This is a genomic window from Pseudoalteromonas sp. UBA2102 (assembly GCF_002331165.1).
Lineage (GTDB): Bacteria > Pseudomonadota > Gammaproteobacteria > Enterobacterales > Alteromonadaceae > Pseudoalteromonas > Pseudoalteromonas atlantica.
The window spans coordinates 66258-86553 of the sequence record NZ_DCYU01000063.1 but is presented as its reverse complement, the minus strand read 5'-3'; the positions used below and the strand labels follow the sequence as shown (position 1 = coordinate 86553).

Annotated in this window: 16 protein-coding genes and 1 tRNA gene; 13 read left to right on the top strand and 4 right to left on the bottom strand. The window is 41.8% G+C overall.

What is annotated here, in order from left to right; genetic code table 11:
* Positions 1-174: 174 nt before the first annotated feature.
* Together nadA and B2R65_RS08695 are read left to right on the top strand one after the other, a co-directional pair.
* Positions 175-1215 (top strand): quinolinate synthase NadA, encoded by a 1041-nt coding sequence (gene nadA / locus B2R65_RS08700; protein WP_286741971.1) that lies wholly within the window; start codon positions 175-177, stop codon positions 1213-1215.
* 166 nt (positions 1216-1381) lie between these two features.
* A tRNA-Ser gene (locus tag B2R65_RS08695) sits at positions 1382-1471 on the top strand.
* 157 nt (positions 1472-1628) lie between these two features.
* Here the strand turns inward: B2R65_RS08695 and B2R65_RS08690 are convergent.
* The 3 genes from B2R65_RS08690 to B2R65_RS08680 are packed head-to-tail and all read right to left on the bottom strand — an operon-like array spanning position 1629 to position 4802.
* Entirely contained in the window at positions 1629-2696 is a 1068-nt protein-coding gene (locus tag B2R65_RS08690) for an ABC transporter substrate-binding protein (protein WP_029774042.1), read from the bottom strand.
* Entirely contained in the window at positions 2693-4138 is a 1446-nt protein-coding gene (locus B2R65_RS08685; RefSeq protein ID WP_096739796.1) for a sensor histidine kinase, read from the bottom strand. Before B2R65_RS08685 ends, B2R65_RS08690 begins: the two co-directional genes overlap by 4 nt.
* Positions 4131-4802, bottom strand: a complete 672-nt coding sequence (locus B2R65_RS08680; protein ID WP_029774040.1) for a response regulator transcription factor — start codon at positions 4800-4802, stop codon at positions 4131-4133. Before B2R65_RS08680 ends, B2R65_RS08685 begins: the two co-directional genes overlap by 8 nt.
* Before the next feature lie 272 nt (positions 4803-5074).
* Between B2R65_RS08680 and B2R65_RS08675 the strand changes: the two genes are divergently transcribed.
* The 7 genes from B2R65_RS08675 to B2R65_RS08645 all read left to right on the top strand — a co-directional run bounded on the left by B2R65_RS08675 (position 5075) and on the right by B2R65_RS08645 (position 13370).
* Positions 5075-6400, top strand: a complete 1326-nt coding sequence (locus tag B2R65_RS08675; RefSeq protein WP_286741967.1) for an OprD family outer membrane porin — start codon at positions 5075-5077, stop codon at positions 6398-6400.
* Positions 6401-6590: 190 nt separating this feature from the next.
* Complete coding sequence (locus B2R65_RS08670) at positions 6591-6773, top strand: hypothetical protein (protein ID WP_024032566.1); 183 nt, start codon at positions 6591-6593, stop codon at positions 6771-6773.
* A gap of 42 nt (positions 6774-6815) precedes the next feature.
* On the top strand, positions 6816-7919 hold the full coding sequence (locus tag B2R65_RS08665) for a 4-oxalomesaconate tautomerase (protein WP_286741965.1): 1104 nt from the start codon (positions 6816-6818) through the stop codon (positions 7917-7919).
* 332 nt (positions 7920-8251) lie between these two features.
* Positions 8252-9364 (top strand): Bug family tripartite tricarboxylate transporter substrate binding protein, encoded by a 1113-nt coding sequence (locus tag B2R65_RS08660; protein ID WP_024032569.1) that lies wholly within the window; start codon positions 8252-8254, stop codon positions 9362-9364.
* A gap of 74 nt (positions 9365-9438) precedes the next feature.
* Positions 9439-11427, top strand: a complete 1989-nt coding sequence (locus B2R65_RS08655) for a tripartite tricarboxylate transporter permease (protein WP_286741962.1) — start codon at positions 9439-9441, stop codon at positions 11425-11427.
* Between the two features lie 84 nt (positions 11428-11511).
* Complete coding sequence (locus B2R65_RS08650; RefSeq protein ID WP_286741961.1) at positions 11512-12375, top strand: universal stress protein; 864 nt, start codon at positions 11512-11514, stop codon at positions 12373-12375.
* Positions 12376-12500: 125 nt separating this feature from the next.
* Positions 12501-13370: an alpha/beta fold hydrolase gene (locus tag B2R65_RS08645; protein ID WP_286741959.1), complete on the top strand. Its 870-nt coding sequence runs from the start codon at positions 12501-12503 to the stop codon at positions 13368-13370.
* Between the two features lie 55 nt (positions 13371-13425).
* Here B2R65_RS08645 and B2R65_RS08640 read toward each other — a convergent pair whose 3' ends face one another.
* A complete protein-coding gene (locus tag B2R65_RS08640) occupies positions 13426-13818 on the bottom strand; it encodes a DUF2750 domain-containing protein (protein WP_004588808.1) in 393 nt (130 codons plus the stop codon).
* Between the two features lie 370 nt (positions 13819-14188).
* On the opposite strand from B2R65_RS08640, the gene B2R65_RS08635 reads away from it, so the two are divergent.
* From B2R65_RS08635 to B2R65_RS08620, 4 genes are all read left to right on the top strand, one after another.
* Positions 14189-15232 carry an alkene reductase gene (locus tag B2R65_RS08635; protein ID WP_096739789.1) on the top strand — a complete coding sequence of 348 codons (1044 nt, stop codon included), beginning with the start codon at positions 14189-14191 and terminating at the stop codon, positions 15230-15232.
* Positions 15233-15694: 462 nt separating this feature from the next.
* Positions 15695-17968: a TonB-dependent receptor domain-containing protein gene (locus B2R65_RS08630; protein ID WP_286741957.1), complete on the top strand. Its 2274-nt coding sequence runs from the start codon at positions 15695-15697 to the stop codon at positions 17966-17968.
* A gap of 86 nt (positions 17969-18054) precedes the next feature.
* Positions 18055-19182, top strand: coding sequence for an alkaline phosphatase family protein (locus B2R65_RS08625; RefSeq protein WP_286741956.1), 1128 nt, complete (start codon positions 18055-18057; stop codon positions 19180-19182).
* Complete coding sequence (locus tag B2R65_RS08620; RefSeq protein WP_286741954.1) at positions 19179-20243, top strand: alkaline phosphatase D family protein; 1065 nt, start codon at positions 19179-19181, stop codon at positions 20241-20243. Before B2R65_RS08625 ends, B2R65_RS08620 begins: the two co-directional genes overlap by 4 nt.
* The last annotated feature ends 53 nt before the right edge of the window (positions 20244-20296 follow it).

The window sequence follows — 20296 nt, the reverse complement described above, 5'->3', positions numbered from 1 at the left end:
TTCAAGTCCATCATGACCCACCACTTCTAAAAAATCACAACTTTCCCCCTTATTTTATTTAAATCAGTTTCTTATTTTTATTTATAAACAGCAGGCCCAGATAGCTGTTATTTGCCCGTGTATTCTCGTATAATTTGCCGTAATTAATGCACTGTAGATGAAGTGGTCGAGAACATGAGTCTAGCTCAAACTATTATGCCTGAAGGCTATATCTTTCCTCCTAAGCCAGCGCCGTTAACTAAAGACGAGCAAGGCGAATATAAAGCACGTATTAAACAACTACTGCAAAATAAAAATGCAGTGCTGGTAGCCCATTACTACACAGATCCTGAAATTCAGGCACTTGCCGAAGAAACAGGGGGCTGTGTTGCCGACTCATTAGAAATGGCACGTTTTGGTGCTCGCCACGATGCAGATATGATCATCGTTGCAGGCGTACGTTTTATGGGTGAAACCGCTAAAATTTTAACGCCAAACAAAACAGTTGTTATGCCAACGCTAGAAGCAACCTGTTCGTTAGACATTGGTTGCCCTATTGATGAGTTTTCTGCGTTTTGCGATCAGCACCCAGATCGTAAAGTTGTCGTGTATGCAAACACCTCTACAGCGGTTAAAGCCCGTGCAGACTGGATTGTAACCTCATCGTGCGCACTTGAAATTGTAGAGCACCTAGATGAGCAAGGTGAAAAAATTATTTGGGGCCCAGATAAACACCTTGGTAGCTACATTCAAAAAAATACCGGTGCCGATATGATCATGTGGAACGGCGCATGCATCGTCCACGATGAATTTAAAACAAAAGCGCTTAAAGATATGAAAGCCCTGCACCCAGATGCGGGTGTATTGGTGCATCCAGAGTCACCTGCAGAAATAGTGGCACTGGCAGATGCGGTTGGCTCAACAAGCCAATTAATAAAAGCTGCGCAAACAATGGATAACGATAAGTTTATTGTAGCGACAGACCGCGGTATTTTTTACAAAATGCAGCAGCTATGCCCAGAAAAAGAGTTTTTTGCAGCCCCAACAGCGGGTGAAGGCGCGTCATGTAAAAGTTGTGCACATTGCCCGTGGATGGCAATGAACGGCTTAAAAGCGATTGAAGAAGCTCTGATAGACCCTCGCGGTAAAGAAGTGTTTGTAGATATGGACTTACGCGAAGGCGCGCTCAAGTCACTTAATCGCATGTTAGACTTTACAGCTAGCATGGCTAAGTAATTAGCCTAATGCATAAAAACGGTTAAACCTTAAGGTTTAGCCGTTTTTTTATGCCTAAAGTAAATTGCTGATTGATTATTAGACACTTAACAGCACAAATTTAAAAAGACCTTGCACCTGTGTAACCTATTTCATACTATAACGCGCTGTTGCTAAGCAACACCGTGGAGGAATGGCTGAGTGGCTGAAGGCGCACGCCTGGAAAGTGTGTTTAGGTTAATCCCTAACGAGGGTTCGAATCCCTCTTCCTCCACCATCATTCTTGACCCCAGTTATTGAATATCAATAACTGGGTTTTTAATGCCTGCTGCCCAAACCTTAGTTATACGCTAATAGGCATGTATTTAGTGGGTAATCTCAATCGGCCCTTAAAGTCGCTCCATTAAATACATGACATGGTACAAGTCCCGAATTTATTGGTACTCAAATAACGCGTTTTCCCATTCTTGAATGATTATTTGGCGCTTCATCTGATCGTCTATCACTAATATTTCTATGCCAAGGGGGACGGGGCGCAGCTGACCCTCTGATATATCAAGTAAATGTTTTTGCTTAATTCTTACTTCGTTATTTATTGGCTCAAAATTAGTAAAGTTGGCCATGTCTGTTTGCCCTTGTACAGACACTAAGTAATCAATAAATAGCTGTGCGCCAATTACATTTTTAGCATGTTTAGGAATAATGGCGCTGCGCATAATAACCGAGGTGTAGTCTTTAGGTTGCACCACAATAATATTAGGGTGCTGCGCCGCCCATGTGCGCGCATAAGAGCTTAATATGTTATAGCCAACAGTGAGTTCACCCGTTGAAAGTGCCTTGAGTATGTCGGCGCTGCGTCTAAATACACGTGTGCTGTGATAGCCAAACGATTCAAGCATTCGGCCATAGCTTGAGCTTTGCTCGCGGTCATGAGCCCATAGCAAATAGCCTATGCCCACTTGAGTAATATCATAAATGCCAATGCGGCCTTTAATTTGCTCACTGCGCCTACGAATTAGCTCTAATAATTCGTTGCGGCTACTTGGTGCGACCTCTTCGCCTAAAAATTCTTTATTAAATGCAATTACTGCTGTTTCATAGGTAAAGCCAAATACTTCATTTCGCCATTTAGCCCATGCAGGAAGCTTATTTGTTTGCTCAGAGCTGTAAGGCTGTGCGTAACCATCGTTAACTAACTTTACCTGCAAGTTCATTGCTGAACTTAATAACACGTCGGGCGGGTTTTTAACGTCGGCTAAAAATTCGCTATACACTTCGAAAGTACTCAGCTCGTAGTAATCAATTTGTACAAAAGGGTATTTTTTTTGAAAGGCCGATAAAAAAGGGGCAATTTCCATTTTGTCAGCGCCGCCATATATTTTAAGCACGGATTTATTTTCGCTTTGTGCCGGAAATACTAAAGGGGTTTTTGCTGCAACGAATGGCGAGCCTACAAAGCACGTAAAAACAACGGCAATATAAATCAGCGATAAAAGTTTCAATGTTCGTCCTCGGTCAGCATTAACGGAAAGTTTATTTCAAAAATAAGCCCCGACGGGGTGTTATCAAGCAGCTTAATAGCAGCGTTATGATGCTCTGCTACCTCCTTTGCAATGCTTAAGCCTAGGCCACTGCCGGCACGTGGGTCGCCTTTACTTTTGTAAAACCGCTCAAACACATGTTGTTTTTGCGCATCGGGTACACCTACGCCTTGATCAGCCACGCATAATCGGGCTATGTAACCACTGTCTGTACTGTGAAGCTCGGTAGACACATTAACTTCTTTGTTTTGCGGGCTAAATTTAATCGCGTTTTCTAAAATGTTGCGTAGCATTTGGCTAAGTGCAAACGAATCACCATTGATCATTAAATTATCATCACCTTGATATGTGATGATCACGCCGCGTTGAATCGCCGATACCGCTACATCTCTACACACAGACTTTACCAGCTCCGGCAACGAAAGCGTTATTAAAGGCTGGCTATGAAAGCGGTGCGCAAGAGTGGCTTGGTTTAACAGTTGCGTAACGGTGCTGTCGAGTAAATCTGTTGAATATAAAACACGATTTAACTGCTCTGTTCTTATTTTTTCATCGCTTTCTTCAATGGCATTTTGCGCCTGGCTTTTAAGGCCTGCTAGGGGCGTTCTTATTTGATGGGCGACTTCGCCGGTAAAGCGCTTTAAATGATTAAGCGAGACTTCTAATTGCGATATAAAATGGTTAATGGTTGAAATTAAATCGGCCATTTCTTTAGGAACCGACATATCAATAGGGCGTAGATCAGTGGGGGAGCGCCGACGTATTTTTTTATTTATGCTGTAAATAGGGCGCAAAATTTGATTTACTCCCAGTAATATAAGCACAATAGCTATTACAAACGTTAAAATAACCATTTGTATTACATTTAAATTCATTTCATAGGCGAGCTGATCGCGAGCTTGGGTGGTTTGACCTATTAAAATATTTACATCAAACGATTCGCCCACTTCATAAAGCTTATCTGAGAGTAAAATAAAGCGGTAGTTTTCGCCTTTGTAATCACCTTCCCAAAATTGTATCAGTAGGTTATCTCGTGGGTCATATTCTGCACGTTGCCACTGAGTGTCGGCTTTTTGCAAAATGTGTTGATATAAGCCATTGTAGCCAGTTAAGTGCTCGCCTTGATTTTGTGTTATTTGATACACCAATCTGTCATTTGAGGCCATCGAGAGAGTTTCAAATGTAGCGCTGGGTAAATCAACAATAATTTCGTGGTAATCAATGTGGGTATTTTCAAAAATTTGTAAAGCAGCACTGGCAAGTAGCCTATCGTATGAAATTTGGGCGGCGTTTTTACTGTAATTATTAGCCATAAAATAGGTTATAAGTGTAATTATAACCATTAAAGCAATGGTTATTGTAAGCAGCTGCCGGCGAATTGAGGGGAGGGTTTTGCTACTCATTAGGCTCTGCTAAAAGATAGCCTAAACCACGCAGTGTTTTTATATCAACACTGCTATTTACCAGCTTTTTACGAAGCCTTGCTACGTAGGTTTCTATGGCGTTGGGGCTGGGGGAGTCGTCAAACGAATATAAGTGATCGAGTAACTCATCTTTGTTAAGCACTTTGCCTTGATGTGTTAAAAATATTTCTAGTAACCTAAATTCTCGTTGCTTTAAATCAATAAGTTCTTTAGCAATAGTGACCGTGCATGATTTTCGGTCAAAATCGAGATTGCCATAACTTATAATGTCTTTACCTAGGCCTTGGTTACGCCTAAGTAGGGCGCGGCAACGGGCTTCTAATTCGCCAAAATCAAAGGGTTTAGTGAGGTAGTCGTCGGCGCCTAAGTCGAGTAATTCTATTCGGTGCTCTACTTGAGCGCGTGCCGTTAAAATTAATACAGGCGTATTTGATGAGCGAGCCCTGAGCTTTTTTAATATTTGCTCACCGTTTAAATTGGGCAAGTTTAAATCAAGTAAAATAAGGTCGTACTCATGGCGTTTTAACAGCGAATTAGCCACATCACCACTGGTTACAAGGTCTATACCTTGGCCCATTTTGGTGAAGCGTTGGCAAATTGCTTCTCCTAACACTTCGTCGTCTTCAACTGCTAAAATTCTCATTAAGCACACCCGCAAAGTCGCAATTAAAAAATATAATTTTAAGTTGTGCAAGACACTAAACAATTACTGCAACGTTTACAATACGCAAATACCTTCGTTTATAACAAGATAAGCTATAGTTTTAATTTAATAGCTAAAAAATACAATTGCCTAAAATGTAATTATCTTGTGACAGGTTTGTGACAGGTTTGCCGTGTAAATTGCAACATGAATAAACTGATACACACTACACACAACTATAAATTTAATTAAACAAGGTAGCGGAGACAACTATGGCTCAACAGTTCTCTAAAATATTTGCAGTAACAGGCGCAGTATTAACTTGTGTTTCTATTCCTTCGTACGCTTCTTTTAATGGGCTTACAGAGCAAGACGAATTTAATATTAAGCTAAGGTCAATTTACTTTGACCGCGATTACGATAACGACGCCAGCGACGACTCAACGTTTGCACAAGGCATAGAGCTCAATTATCAATCGGGCTATTTTAATGACTTAATTAGCATGGGTGTCTCTACTTATACCGTACTTAATTACAACTCAACCGGCAGCGCACAAAATAATATTTTACCCGCAGGGGATGAAAAAGGCGGCGTTGACGATAGTTTTTCTAAATTTGGTCAATATTTTATCGACGTTAAACTTGGCGAAAATGGCCATTTAAAAATAGGCGGGCAAAAAACCAAAAGCATGCTGTTAAAAAGCTCAGGCAGCCGCGCAATTCCCAATACTTTTAGAGGTGTATTTGGTGACTACAAGTTTGGTAATACCAAAGTATATGGTTACGCCTACGATAAATGGAGCCGCCGCCACGACGACAAGTGGGAAGATTTTTCTACCGATCAGTCAGATAACGGCGCGATTAGTGTTATTTGGGGTGTGGGCGCAGGCTACAAAAAAGACGCGCTAAAAATAGACGCAGAGTATTTAAATTCTCATGACTACTTATCAAAGCTTGGGCTTAAAGGAAGTTACGCTATAAAGCTCGATCAAAGTAAGTTAACCCTTTCAAGCGGCGTATTTACCTCACAAGACGATGGCGATTTATTTGTAACCGGCGCAGAGGGTGGCGATTTAGATGATGAAGATGCACTCGGTGCGGTTTCAGGCGTTACTAAAAGTGAAAACGATGGTTTTGCCTATTACCTAGATGCTAATTGGAAAAAAGATATTTGGACACTAGGCGCCGCATTTACCAAAGTGAACGATGCCTGGATTGAAGATAACTTTAGTGGCGATCACGGGACTAACCCGTTTCCCACGCGCTCATTAATTGGCGCCGATTTAACAAACCAAAATGAGGCAACCTGGCAGGCTCGCTTAGGTGTTGACCTAAAAGCAGTGGCACCGGGTTTAACCACAAAGTTCTATTACACCAGCGGCAGTGATGCAGAAAATTCAAGCTTAGGTAAAGCAGGTGGCACAGCCGATGAAAAATATTGGGCCATTGATACACGCTACAAAGTAGCGGCTGTAAAAGGCTTAAGCCTACGTTGGTTATTTTTAGATTACACCACAGATGAAACTGGCAGTGTTGATGGTGTAAAAGGAGACAGAGCAGATCACCGTGTATATGTAGATTACACCATTAAGTTTTAAACGCCCCCTTCGATTGGCTTTTAACGCGCAGCATGAAAATACTGCGCGTTTTTTAATGTTTAAAAGTTATTTTTTAATCAATTTTTATTTCGTGACAGGTTAGTGACAGTTTGGCTCCTTACTCTTAAAAAAAGGGCAACGTTTTGATAACGACGTTACTTGTTTTTAATTGCATTGAAAGGGCGAAACGATGAACTCAACACACGCTACACCTCAGTTAAAACCTACGCCGAGAGCCATTCACTTTCGTGCAAATAGCCACCAAACAGCCACGGCTGCTAGTGCAACAAGTAATACTAATTTTGCCCCTCAATCTTTGCAAAGTAAGCAAGAGCAAGTGCAAGAGTGCGTGGTTATTTTAAGTAATAACTAACCCGTTACTGCTCATTTAAATTGATTTAGAAGCTGGATTATTATGACTATTCAAAAAAAAATACCTTGTGTCATTATGCGCGGCGGAACGTCTCGCGGGACTTATTTTTTAGCCAACGATTTACCGAGAGACTGGGATAAACGCAAAGAAGTTTTAACTGCAGCAATGGGCTCAGGCGATCCGCTGCAAGTAAATGGCGTAGGTGGAGGAAACTCACTAACCAGTAAAGCGGCCATTATTTCACGCTCAACCGACCCCGATGCAGACATTGATTACTTATTTGCGCAAGTTGCTATTGAGCAAAATGAAGTCGATATAACCCCTTCGTGTGGCAATATTTTATCTGGTGCAGCACCACTGGCAATTGAATACGGATTGGTTACTGCAAACGACGGTGAAACAACGGTACGGGTTAAAAATGTAAATACCAATACCCTTATTGAAGTTGTTGTACAAACGCCTAACGGATTTGTTGAGTACGAAGGCGATGCCACTATTGATGGCGTACCAGGCTCTGGGGCACCTATTTTACTTAAGTTTTTTGATGTGTGTGGCACTAAAACCGGTGAATTACTGCCTACTGGCTCTGTACGCGATACCTTTGATGGCGTAGAAGTAAGTTGTGTAGATGCTGCCATGCCAATGGTACTAATACCTGCACCATCACTGGGTGTAAAAGGCTCTGAAACTAAACAAGAGCTTGATGCAAATACAGAGTTACTGCAAAAAATAGAAAGCATTCGCCTGCAGGCGTCACTAAAAATGGGCCTTGGCGATGCAACCGGAAAAGTCATTCCTAAAGTCGGTTTACTGTCGGTGCCGCAATTTGGCGGTACGATAACTTCGCGCTACTTTGTGCCGCAAAATTGCCATACCAGCCATTCTGTTACAGGAGCAATTTGCGTGAGTGTTAGTTGCATGTTGCCAGGCAGTGTGGCGTACGACTTAATTACCCCACAAAGCTCAGAGCAGCAAAATATAGTGGTTGAACACCCAAGCGGTAAAATAGATTTACTACTTGAGGGGCGCTTTGAAAACGACACGCTAGATATAAAGTCGGCGGGGTTAATGCGCACAGCCAGAATGTTATTTAAAGGTGAAGTACACATACCTGCAAAAGTATGGGATGAAAGCAAAATAGCTTAACTTATACCATTGGGCAAAATAGCTCACTTAATTAAGCGAATTAGTGTTAAGCCTTAGTAAACCAACCGAAAATGCGATATCAGATTGTCTGTTATCGCTTTTTTTATGCTTTAAATAAATAAAACTAAATTTATTTTTATTTAAAAACAATAGCTTATAAATAATTTTAAATTAATGGATAGTTTGGCATCGATGACAGGTAGATGACAGTTTCGGCTATTAGTCTAGCTGTTGTTAACTTCTTTTAACGAAATACTTTCATCTACGTAATAGATGCAATGACGTTATTAGGACCTATTTAAATAATTGCAGCGAATAACAGAGGTCAAATTATGAAGATTAAATTAAGTACTTTTGCACCTAATCGACTAAAAGCAATGCTTGTTGTGTTAGCAGCAAGCACTTGTATCAGCTCAGCTTATGCAAACAATAACGACGAAGTAAGCTTTGATGGTGAGCGAGTAGAGTGGGTTGTGCCTTTTAAAGAAGGTGGCGGCTCTGACACATGGGCACGTTTTTTTGGTCCGCGTTTTTCTCAGCATTTAAATGGTAAACCTGTGGTTGTGGTTAAAAACATTCCAGGTGGTGGCTCTACCAAGGGTGCTAACCGCTTTGAGCGCCGCGCTAAAGCAAATGGTTTAAATGTATTTAGTACTTCTGCCTCTACACAAATCCCTTATTTACTTGGCGACTCACGCGTTAGATACGAAGTAAAACGTTGGAACGTGATTATGGCCACACCGACAGGTGCGGTGGTATATGTGCGCCCAGAGCTGGGTATTAAAAACGCATCAGAGCTTGCCAAATTGCAGGGTCAAAAACTTAAATTTGGTAGCCAACGCGCCGCGTCAATGGACTTAGTTGGGCTATTAGCCTTCGACATGCTTGATTTAGACATTCACGCCATTTTTGGTATGAAAGGCCGTGGCAGTGCGCGTTTATCGTTTGAGCGTGGCGAGGTGGATATCGACTTTCAAACTACCTCTGCCTACTTAAAAAAAGTACAGCCGCTAGTTGATGAAGGCAAAGCGATTCCGCTTATGTCGTTTGGCGTACTTAATAAAGAAGGCAAAATTGTACGCGACCCAACGTTTCCTGACTTACCACACGTAGGCGAAGTATACGAAATGATCCATGGTAAAAAGCCAACAGGCGTTGAATACAACGTATGGAAAACCTTTTTTGTAGCCGGTTTTGCCGCGCAAAAAGGACTGTTTTTACCTAAAGGCACCCCAGATGACGTTATTGCAGAGTGGCGCAATGCAGCACAGCGCGTCATTGATCAAGACAACTTTAAAGAAGAGTCTGAATTAGTACTTGGCCAATACCCACAACTTGTAAACGAAGATGCAGTAAACACACTGAGTTCAGCACTGACAATTTCTGAAACTGACAAACAATGGGTAAGAAATTACCTAACCGAAAACTACAACGCGCGTTTTTAAAAACCCATGTTGATTTGTTGTACACACAGTGGCTCGCATTTAGTGAGCCACTTTTTTAATCTAAGGAGAGCAGTATGTTAGATGCATTTTTAATTGCGCTACAAACTATTCTTACCCCCACACACTTAATGTATTTATGCGGCGGCGTTTTTTTAGGCTTGCTGATTGGTATTTTTCCGGGTTTAGGCGGCATAGCGGGTTTATCGTTATTATTGCCATTTTTATATGGTATGGACCCAATTTCAGCGCTTGCTATGCTTATTGGCCTAGTGGCGGTTATTCCAACCTCTGACACCTTCACCTCTGTATTAATGGGTATTCCAGGCTCCAGTGGCTCACAAGCCACAGTGCTTGATGGCTTCCCACTGTCTAAAAAGGGTCAAGCAGCCCGTGCGCTTTCAGCAGCGTTTGCTTCGTCATTATTTGGTGGCCTTTTTGGCGCCATTATTTTAACGCTGTTTGTACTGATTGCCCGCCCCGTTATTTTAGTGTTTGGCTCGGCCGAATTATTTATGCTTACTTTGCTAGGTTTAAGTATGGTGGGTGTATTAGCCGGTAATAGCCTAGTAAAAGGCTTAAGCGCATGTGGCTTAGGTTTATGTTTAGGCTCACTTGGCGGTGCTCCTGCAACCGGTGAATACCGCATGGTATTTGATAACGGTTACCTTATGGATGGTATTCCGTTAGTGGTTGTTGGTTTAGGTATATTTGCATTACCAGAAATTATCGATTTACTGCGTCAAAACCGCTCTATTTCAGAAGCTTCCGAGCTGGGTAGTGGGTGGTTTGAAGGCGTAAAAGATGTTGTTAAAAATAAATGGCTAGCTACGCGCTGTGCTGCCATTGGTTGTGTTGTTGGCGCACTACCTGGCCTAGGTGGCAGCGTAGTTGATTGGATCTCTTATGGTCATGCGGTACAAACCTCTAAAGACACCGAAAACTTTGGTAAAGGCGACATACGCGGTGTTATTGCCCCTGAGTCATCAAATAATGCCAAAGAAGGCGGTGGCTTAATTCCGACCTTATTATTTGGTATTCCTGGTTCTGGCAGCATGGCTGTATTTTTAGGTGGTATGGTATTAATTGGCTTAGAACCAGGCCCTGCGATGATCACCACTGATCTTGATGTTACTTACACCATTGTATGGTCACTGGCACTTGCTAATGTAATTGGCGCGGGCGCGTGTTTACTAATTTCTAAATGGGTAGCAAAGGTAACAACTATTCCTTACACGCTCATGGCACCATTTATGGTTATGGTGATCTTTTTTGCGGCGTTTCAGGCAACCCGTGATTTAGGTGATTTAGTCGCACTTATTGGCATTGGTATTTTAGGCGTATTAATGAAGCGCTTTGGATGGCCACGACCAGCATTTTTAATTGGTTTTGTACTGGCAAGCGGCATAGAAACTTACCTTTATCAAGCTATTCAGTTTGACGGCATAGAGTTTTTATTAAAACCGGGTGTGATGATTATTGGTGCATTAACCGCGCTTTCTATTTTCTTTGCAGCACGCCACTCTATTAAGGCTGCTAAAAAAGAAAAAGCCAATAAAAACACAGCTAATGCTGAGGTAAAACCAACTAACCTTAAACCACAAATCGCGTTTTCTGGCTTTGTTTGTTTAGTGTTTGCATACGGTTTGTATGACTCGTTCCAACGCACATTCTTAGGTGGGGTATTTCCTGCCGTGGTGTGCTCGTTCATGTTAATACTCTCTACTGTTGTGCTGATCAAGCTGCTGCTTAATAGAGTAGACGATGCTGTAAATTACGATAATGAGGTCTCTGCGGGGTATGTAAACGACTCAAGCGTGACTGGCCTTTGGCATTATGTATTTTGGCTGTGTGGCTTATTAGCTGGGTGTTTTTTACTGGGCTATGTGATTTCTATAGCGTTGTTTTTCATAATATTTTTACTTGTAAAAGCACGTATATCAATTGCTAGAACATTAACACTGACAGTGTGTGCGTTGGCATTTTTACTCACTTTATCGCACTTTATGGTATTAGATTTACCAAGCGGTTACCTACAAGAAGTGGCAAGCTTTACGCAGCTGTAAACGCCGCCGTGCTAAGCAAAACAAGCAGCGCTTAGCACGGTTTACATTCGATCTAAAAGGCACTGGCTTAAGAAGGATATAATTATGATTTCACCTAAGCTTATTTTAATGCCCCTTTCTACAAGTGGGCATGTAACAGAGCGCTTAAAAGGGGGTTTAGCCGTTGCTAAGTATTTTAATGCGCACCTTGATGTTTATCACACGCACTTAGACCCAAAACGCTTTTTGCCAACAGGGCAGCTTGGCTTACCAACTAAATTGGTAAAAGAGTTAGACTCTGTAGCAGGGCGCTTTGCAACAACCGAATCGGCAAATTTAAAAACCGAATTTGTTAGTTTATGTGCCCAGCAGCAAGTTAAATACACTGACGACAGCGCAGAGCATCCCACGCACCCAAGCGCTTCATGGCATATTAATATAGGTGTGCGCAGCGAAATAATTGCAGAGCAAGGCAAAGTTGCTGATTTAATTATTATTCCGCAGTCTAAAAGTGGTAAATCAACCTCGACCTTTGAGGCATCGGTAATGCGAAGTGGTAAACCTATATTACTGGTACCACGGCAAATGACCTACTTTGATATAAAAACAGTGGTGATTGGCTGGAACGCCAGCACCGAGGTATCGCGTGCGCTCACTTACAGTTTACCGCTTCTAAAACAAGCTCAAAAGGTTGTTATTTGCACCAGCGCAAGCAGCGCAGTTAAAATGCCAAACGGCCATGAAGTGGTTAAATATTTAGCTCAGCACGATATTAAAAGTGAGTTTGTAACATTTAATAATGGCAGGCAATCGACCGCTAAAGCGTTTATGTCGGTAGCGCAAATGCATAACGCTGATCTAGTGGTGATGGGCGCATTTACTCACAGGCGAATCCATGAGCAAATTTTTGGTGGTATGACTAACTACATGCTAGCAAACACCACCTTGCCAATACTTATGGCGCGATAACACTTAAAGCTTAAAAACTAAACTTTACCCAAAAGCCGATATTTACGTTCAATATCGGCTTTTTATTAAAGCTCAATGTGATAAAACTAACCATTACAATAATAAAAGTTAATGGGTAGCAGCCTATGTATACGCTTTCACAGTGGCAATCAAACGGGCAGTTTATTGATATAAATGCCAAGCAAATTTTTACTCAAACAGCAGGGAGTGCTAATAACCCCGCGCTCCTTTTGATACACGGCTTTCCAAGTGCAAGCTGGGACTGGGAAGGTATGTGGGATGAGCTCAAAAAACACTACTTTTTAGTTACACTTGATATGCTGGGTTTTGGCCTATCGGATAAACCAATAAATGCGGCTTATAACATTACAGAGCAAGCTGATTTATACACGCAATTTTTAAAGCGTTTAAATATTACCAATGTACACCTATTAGCTCATGATTATGGCGATACCGTGGCTCAAGAGCTATTAGCAAGGCAAGTTGCTGCTCAAAGCGACATACGCATACACAGTGTATGCTTTTTAAATGGCGGGTTATTTCCACACATACATAAACCTTTATTTATACAAAAGCTGCTACTTTCAAAACTCGGTTGGCTAGTACCTAAGCTAATGAGCAAACAAAAGTTTGCTAAAAATTTAATCACTATTTTTGGCAAAAACACGCCACCAGCCCCTATGGTAATTGATACCCTTTGGGCGTTGTTAATTTATAACAAGGGTTTACGTGTAATGCCCAAGCTAATTAAATATATTACACAGCGAAAACAAAACGAGCTGCGCTGGGTTGGGGCAATGATTAATAGCGATATACCGGTTACGTTTATTGCAGGTGAGCAAGACCCAATATCGGGTAAACACATGCTTGAGCACTATAAAAAAACAATACCTAATGCGCGCGTACAAGGGTTTGTTGAACTTGGGCACTACCCACAAATAGAAGATGCTAAGGCTATAACCGAGGCTTATTTAAATTTTAGAAAGCAGATATAAAAAACGCGGCTATTTTAGGCCGCGTTTATAAACTAAATAACGTGATGCTGGCTGCTTAGTACTTTCTTTTTTTAGGAATTTTTAACTGGCTTTCAAATTCATCAGGAAAAAGCACCGTGCCGTCATCCTCTTCGGTAGGGAACACCGCAATAAGTAGGTCGTCTTCTTCAAGGCCGGGTGTCCAGCGGCTAAACCAATCTTTAGTCGGAATGGCTTTTGGGGTACAGCCTTCCCATTCGCCCGTGGCCCAAGCTTGTGCAAAATCGCGGGTTGGCCACACTGGTACACAGTCGTCATCTTCGTTGGCAAGCATTACGCAGCCATCATCGTCGTTTAAAATCCATACTTGTTTGTACTGTTGTACGGTTTCAAACATAAAAGCGAGTCGTTTTTTTGCCCCTAGCCCTAAAATTACGGTTTGTTCTTCAGTCGCATTTGCAGTTGTCATAATTGGCTCACTTTTTATTGCTTCAAATTTGAATTTTACTGCTACAAGTATATCGAGTTATGTGACAGTGTGTTGAAAAATTATTATTTAACCTGAACTCTGGGTAATAAATCTATCTCTAGCAGCTATTTTAAGCGCTAACTGCGTTGAATTTACTGAAAATCTCTGGCTAGAGACAAAATAAGCTTAACTATCATCATGATAAAATATGTTAGTAAATCTCTTAACCAGAGTTCAGTTTATTTAATTTTGTAATTCAGATCTGTTTTGGTACTCCCTAAGTATATTTTGAGCGAGCATTCAAAATTACCCTTGAATGTTGTTAAAAAGGCCGCATCTCATATGCATACTCTTAATGAAGGATTTAACAATGACCACAGATTTACTGGCCCCGTATACATTAAACGACTCACTTGAACTTAAAAATCGCGTTTTTATGGCGCCTTTAACCCGTTGTATGGCTGATGATAATTTAGTACCCACGCAAGATATGGTCGAATATTATGCACGCCGTGCCGATGCCGGTTTAATTATTAGCGAAGCCACTATTATTCGCCCAGATGCACAAGGCTACCCAAATACACCGGGGTTATTTACCAGCGAGCAAATTCAAGGTTGGAAAAAAGTAACCGATGCCGTACACGCAAACGGCGGTAAAATGTTTGCACAGCTGTGGCATGTTGGCCGTGTTGCTCACCCTCACTTTTTTGACGGCGAAGTATTAGCGCCATCGGCAATTGGTGTTGAAGGCTCTGTACCACGTATGCGTGAACTGACGTACATTACGCCAAAAGCGGCCACTAAAGAGGATATTAATTCACTGATAGCCGACTTTGCTAAAGCGGCCGAAAATGCCATTGAAGCTGGTTTTGATGGTGTAGAAATTCATGGCGCAAATGGTTATTTAATTGATCAGTTTTTACATTACGCTGCAAATGAGCGCACAGATGAATATGGCCAAACACCTGAAAATATGGCGCGTTTTGCAATAGAAGTGACCGATGCGGTTATTAATGCAGTAGGTAATGAGCGTACGGCAATTAGGTTATCTCCAGGTGCTTATTTTAATATGGAAGAAGATAAGCGTGATAAAGCGGTATTTGATTATTTATTAGCGCAGCTAGATGACAAAAAACTGGCTTACATTCATGGCGGTATTTTTGATGACAGCACTCAATTTGACTCTTTAGAAGGTAAAACAACCTCGCAGTATTTGCGTGCTAACACTAAAACCAGCCTTGTAGGGGTAGGTAGCTATAGTTTTGATGATGCAAAACAAGCAATAAACAATGACCAGTTTGATTTAATTGCGATTGGTCGTCCATTTATTGCTAATCCAGATTACATTAGTAAAGTGGCTAATAATGAAGAGCTTGTTGCTTATAGTGACGAGATGTTAGCTAAACTATTCTAATTAATTAGGGCGTGTTGACCTTTGGCGTTTGAATTTGCAGCAGTATGTTTGGTTTTTAGGCAAGGCAGAGCCTATGAAGTGTGGTTACTCCCCATTAATAGGCGATAACGCAGCATAAATGCCAAACATGCGCTGCCCTTCGGGTTCTGCCTAGGGGCGATAAACTCTTTGTTACTCGGTTTTTACTTAGCCCACTAGGTTACAAACCTCGTGCCGCGATTTAATCACCCCTAGATTGAACAAATTTCAATCCGCAAAGATCAACACGCCCTAGTATTTATATATAAATCAGCCTAGGTTTTTGTGCTTAGGCTGACTTACAAATGACATAACAAAGCCATAAAAACCTCACATTTTTTTAACGCCCCTGTAAATAAACTTCATTTTTGTTGTCATAATTCGAAATCATACTGTGCCCGCTTTCATAATTACTTTAGATAATTAAAACCAAACGGGATCACAATGTACGCTTTAACTAATAAATCGATTTTGAGCATGGCAATTGCTATGGCTGTATCAACGTCAGCATATGCAAATGACAACGAAATAGAAGAAATAACCGTTACTGCAAAACCAACCAGTTACGCAAATAATGTGATTGAGCCTGCAATGCTTGATCAACAAACAACGGTTTCGAGTGTGTTATCGGTTATCGATAACTTACCTGGCATTAGCATAAACGAAGGCGATGCATTTGGTGGCGATGACTGGTCTACCACAATTACTATGCGTGGTTTTAGTATTGACTCAAACCAACAGCAATTAGGGATGACCGTTGATGGTATTCCTAACGGTGGCTCAAACTATGGTGGGGGCGCTAAAGCAAACCGTTACCTAGACACTGAAAATTTAGCCACTGTAGAAGTAGGCCAAGGCACCTCAGATATTAAATCGGCATCGCTTGAGGCACTAGGCGGTACATTTAACTTTGTAAGTAAAGCGCCAAGTCTTGATAGCAGCACCACTTTTGCTTACACCTCGGGTAGTCACGATGCGACCCGCTTTTACGTTAAGCACGAAACGGGTACTTTATTTGATAATACACAAGCGTATGTAAGTTACTCGCAAACTGATACTAGCCGCTGGATTGGCTCGGGTAGCAACGGCGGAAAAGATAACCAACACGCAGAGCTTAAATTTGTAACAACGCTTGCTGATTTAACAATTACAGGGCGTTTATCTTACGATGATGTAAGCGAGACTAACTACAACAGTGTAAGTCTTGCGCAATTTGAACAAACGCCAGAGTGGGATCAGCTAACGTGGAACTGGACAGGCGTTCCACATTACGACCAAATGTTTGCTGAGGGCTGGGGTACACTGCGTGAAAATACGTTAGCGTATTTAAAGTTTGAGTATGCACTTTCGCCAACATCGCTTATTACAGTAAGCCCTTATTATCATAAAAACTCGGGCCGTGGCGATTGGATCCCACCGTATTTAACAACTCCAGTAGATGAAAACGGCAACCCAACTACAGAGGGCGGCACTAACGCAGGCTCTTACGGTTTTGTAGATAGCGCAGGTAACGCACTGGCACCAAACGAAGGGTGTACGGCAAGTTTAAGCTGGCCGTGGGAGTCGGGCCCTGGTTTAAATCCAGCATGTTACGATGATACGGCAATACCTGTAATGTCGTATCGTCATACGCATTACAAAAAAGACCGCTTAGGGGTTACTGCCCACTACCAAGCTACGTTTGGCATGCACGACATAGAAGCCGGTTTTTGGTATGAGCAAAGCGACCGTGACGAGTCTCGCGATTGGCACAAAGTAATTAATGCCAGCATTTACCACCACTTTGATAGCACGCCATACTGGACCCAGTATAAAAACACCTTTGAGACCGACACCCTTAAATGGTACGCGCAGGATTCAATGGCACTTGGCGATTTCACGCTTAACGTAGGTGTTAAAAAGTACCTTGTAGATATTGAAAAGTACGACCATTATCAAAATGCCACAACCGCTAAAGTTAATAGCGACTCTGATGTGTTATTTAGTGGTGGTATTTTGTATCAATTAAATAACTCAACCGAGCTATTTACCAGCTACAGCGAAAACTTTGCTGCTATTAAAGACGGGGTGCTTGAGCGCGACAGCTCTGATTTATCAGCCATTGAAGCTGAAACCGCTGAAAACATCGATTTAGGTGTACGTTATCAAAATAACGCGCTAAACCTGACCGCAACAGCGTATTCAATTGAATTTGATAACCGTATTACGTTCATTGCCCCAGGTAGTGACACTGGCGGTATTGATTACACCATAGGTACAAATGGCTCTTACTTAAACGTAGGGGGTATTGAATCGCAAGGTTTAGAGTTGTCGGCAAGTTACATGCTAAGCCCACAATGGAGTGTATATAGCTCGTACACGAATAATGACTCAGAGTACAAAGGCGATGCACCCGGGTTTGAAGCCGGTGAAAAAGTAATAGACTCAGTAGATGACTTATTTGTGCTGTCGACCGATTACTTTAGCGGTGATTTCCGCTTTGGTTTATCGGCTAAATACACCGGTGAGCGTGGCGAAGTTGATGGCTATACCGTGGTTGATTTAAACGCAGGTTACGCAACCGATATAAACGCAGGACCATTTAAAGCTATCGATGTTGCCTTTGTTGTTTATAACGTTACCGATAAAAGCTATTTAGCGGGTGGTACGGGTAATGGCAGCACTTACTTTATTGGTGCACCACGTACAGCAGCACTGACGTTATCGGCTACGTTTTAATAGCCATAATGTACAGTAAATAATTAAAAGCCCATCTTTGATGGGCTTTTTGTTAAATGTACACAGTAATTAGGTACACAGTAATTATGAACTCAATTATAAAAGCCACGGTATTTAGCATCATTGTATTAATCAGCAATACCGCAAGCGCAGCGCAAAATGTAGTGCTAGTGACCATTGATGGTGTGCGCTGGCAAGAGGTGTTTAGCGGCGCAGATAAAAACCTCATTAATAATGCCGATTTTGTTAAAAACCCAACGCAATTAAATAAGCAATTTTGGGCGCCTACCGCCAATAAGCGCCAGCAATTACTCATGCCATTTTTAACTCAGCATATGGCTAAAAAGGGCGTAATTGTAGGTGATAGAGCAAAAGGCTCTAATATGTCGGTGAGCAACCCTTGGTATTTTTCATACCCTGGGTATAACGAAATTCTCACCGGCGAAGTAGACGAAAAAATTAATAGCAACAATAAAGTATTAAACGCCAATAAAACCATTTTAGAGCGCCTAGATGAGCGTGCAGACTTTAAAGGTAAAACCGCTTTGTTTGGGAGTTGGGATGTATTTCCTTACATTGTGAATACACAGCGTAGTAACGTGTATGTGAATGCGGGTTTTATGCCCATAGAAAACGATTTATTTGCTGATGCTAAGCTTTTAAACGCATTGCAAAATGAAATTCCAAGCCCATGGGAAAACGTACGCTTAGACAGTTTTACTTACCGATTTGCCAAAGCGTATATGCAGGCAAAAACGCCGCGCTTGTTAGTTATTAGCTTAGGTGAAACCGATGACTTTGCTCACGATGGCCATTACGACCAGTATTTAAAATCTGCAAGGCAAAGCGATGCGTTTATAAAAGACTTATGGAGCACAATTCAAACTACACCGGGCTATAAAAACAATACAACGCTTATTGTTACCACCGACCACGGCCGCGGAAGCAGTGCAAGTGACTGGCAACACCATAGCTCTAAACGTGCGTTGGCTGAGCTGCATTTAGCGGGTAATAAATTTCCTGAGGGCATTGTCGGCTCAGAGCATATTTGGCTTGCTGCCATTGGCCCTGCAATAAAAGGGCACGGTTTAATTACAACACAAAATGAGCTTAAACAGGCGCAGGTTGCAGCCACTGTTTTAAGCGCATTGGGTATAAACCCAAAACACCTGAATTCAAACATGGCACCGCCAATAAGTCAGATTTTAAAATGAAGCAGTTAGTAAAACCTATTACACACGCCGTATTAGCATTAGGGTTAGCGTTTAGTGCAAACGCTATGGCAGCAGCCCCTTCAAAAATTTTATTTGGCTCGTGTGGGCATCAAGATAAAGACATCCCAATATTTGACACCATTAATAAAGAGCAGGGCGATTTATTTATATTTTTAGGTGACAATATTTACGGCGACACCAACGATATGACGGTACTTGCCAATAAATACCAAAAATTAGGTGCAAAACCAGGCTTTAAAACGCTAAAAGCGAATACGCCAATCATTGCGATGTGGGACGATCACGACTTTGGTCAAAACGATATTGGTAAAGACTACCCACATAAAGAGCAGTCTCGCCAAATTATGCTCGATTTTTGGGGTGAGCCTAAAAGCTCACCCAGACGCACCCGCACGGACGGCATTTACACGTCGTATATGTATGGTGAGGATGAGCAAGCTGTACACGTAATAATGCCCGATTTACGCTGGAACCGTGATGCACTTAACCACGTAAGCGAGCTTGAATATTACACTAAGCGTAAGCTTAATAACCAAGGCCCGTATAGCCCAACAGAAGTGAAAGGCGCCTCTATGCTAGGAGAGGCGCAGTGGCAATGGCTTGAGCAAGAGCTTAAAAAGCCTGCGGCTATAAAGCTAATTGCCTCAAGCTTGCAGTTATTACCCGATTTTACAGGGTGGGAGTCGTGGGCTAATTTCCCAGAGGATCGTAACCGTTTATTTGCGTTAATTAAAAAACATCAAGTGAATGGGGTTATTATCATCAGTGGCGATACGCACTGGGGCGAAATATCAAAGTATCAACAAAACCTTGATTACCCTTTAATAGAAATGACCAGCTCAGGCCTCACTGAAAAATGGAAAGACGTAAGCCCAAATAAGCACCGTGTAGGTGATTACACCCACAATGTGAATTACGGCGATTTAAGCATAGATTGGCAACAAGCAGATCCGGCCATCTCACTTAAGCTTAAAGGGATAGATGGTAAAGTGATTATGCAAAGCGCATTTACCTTATCAAGCATTAGCCCTTATAAATAAAATGGCCTGAGCAATAAAACGCACAGTGATTAAAATTAACGCTGTGCGTTTAA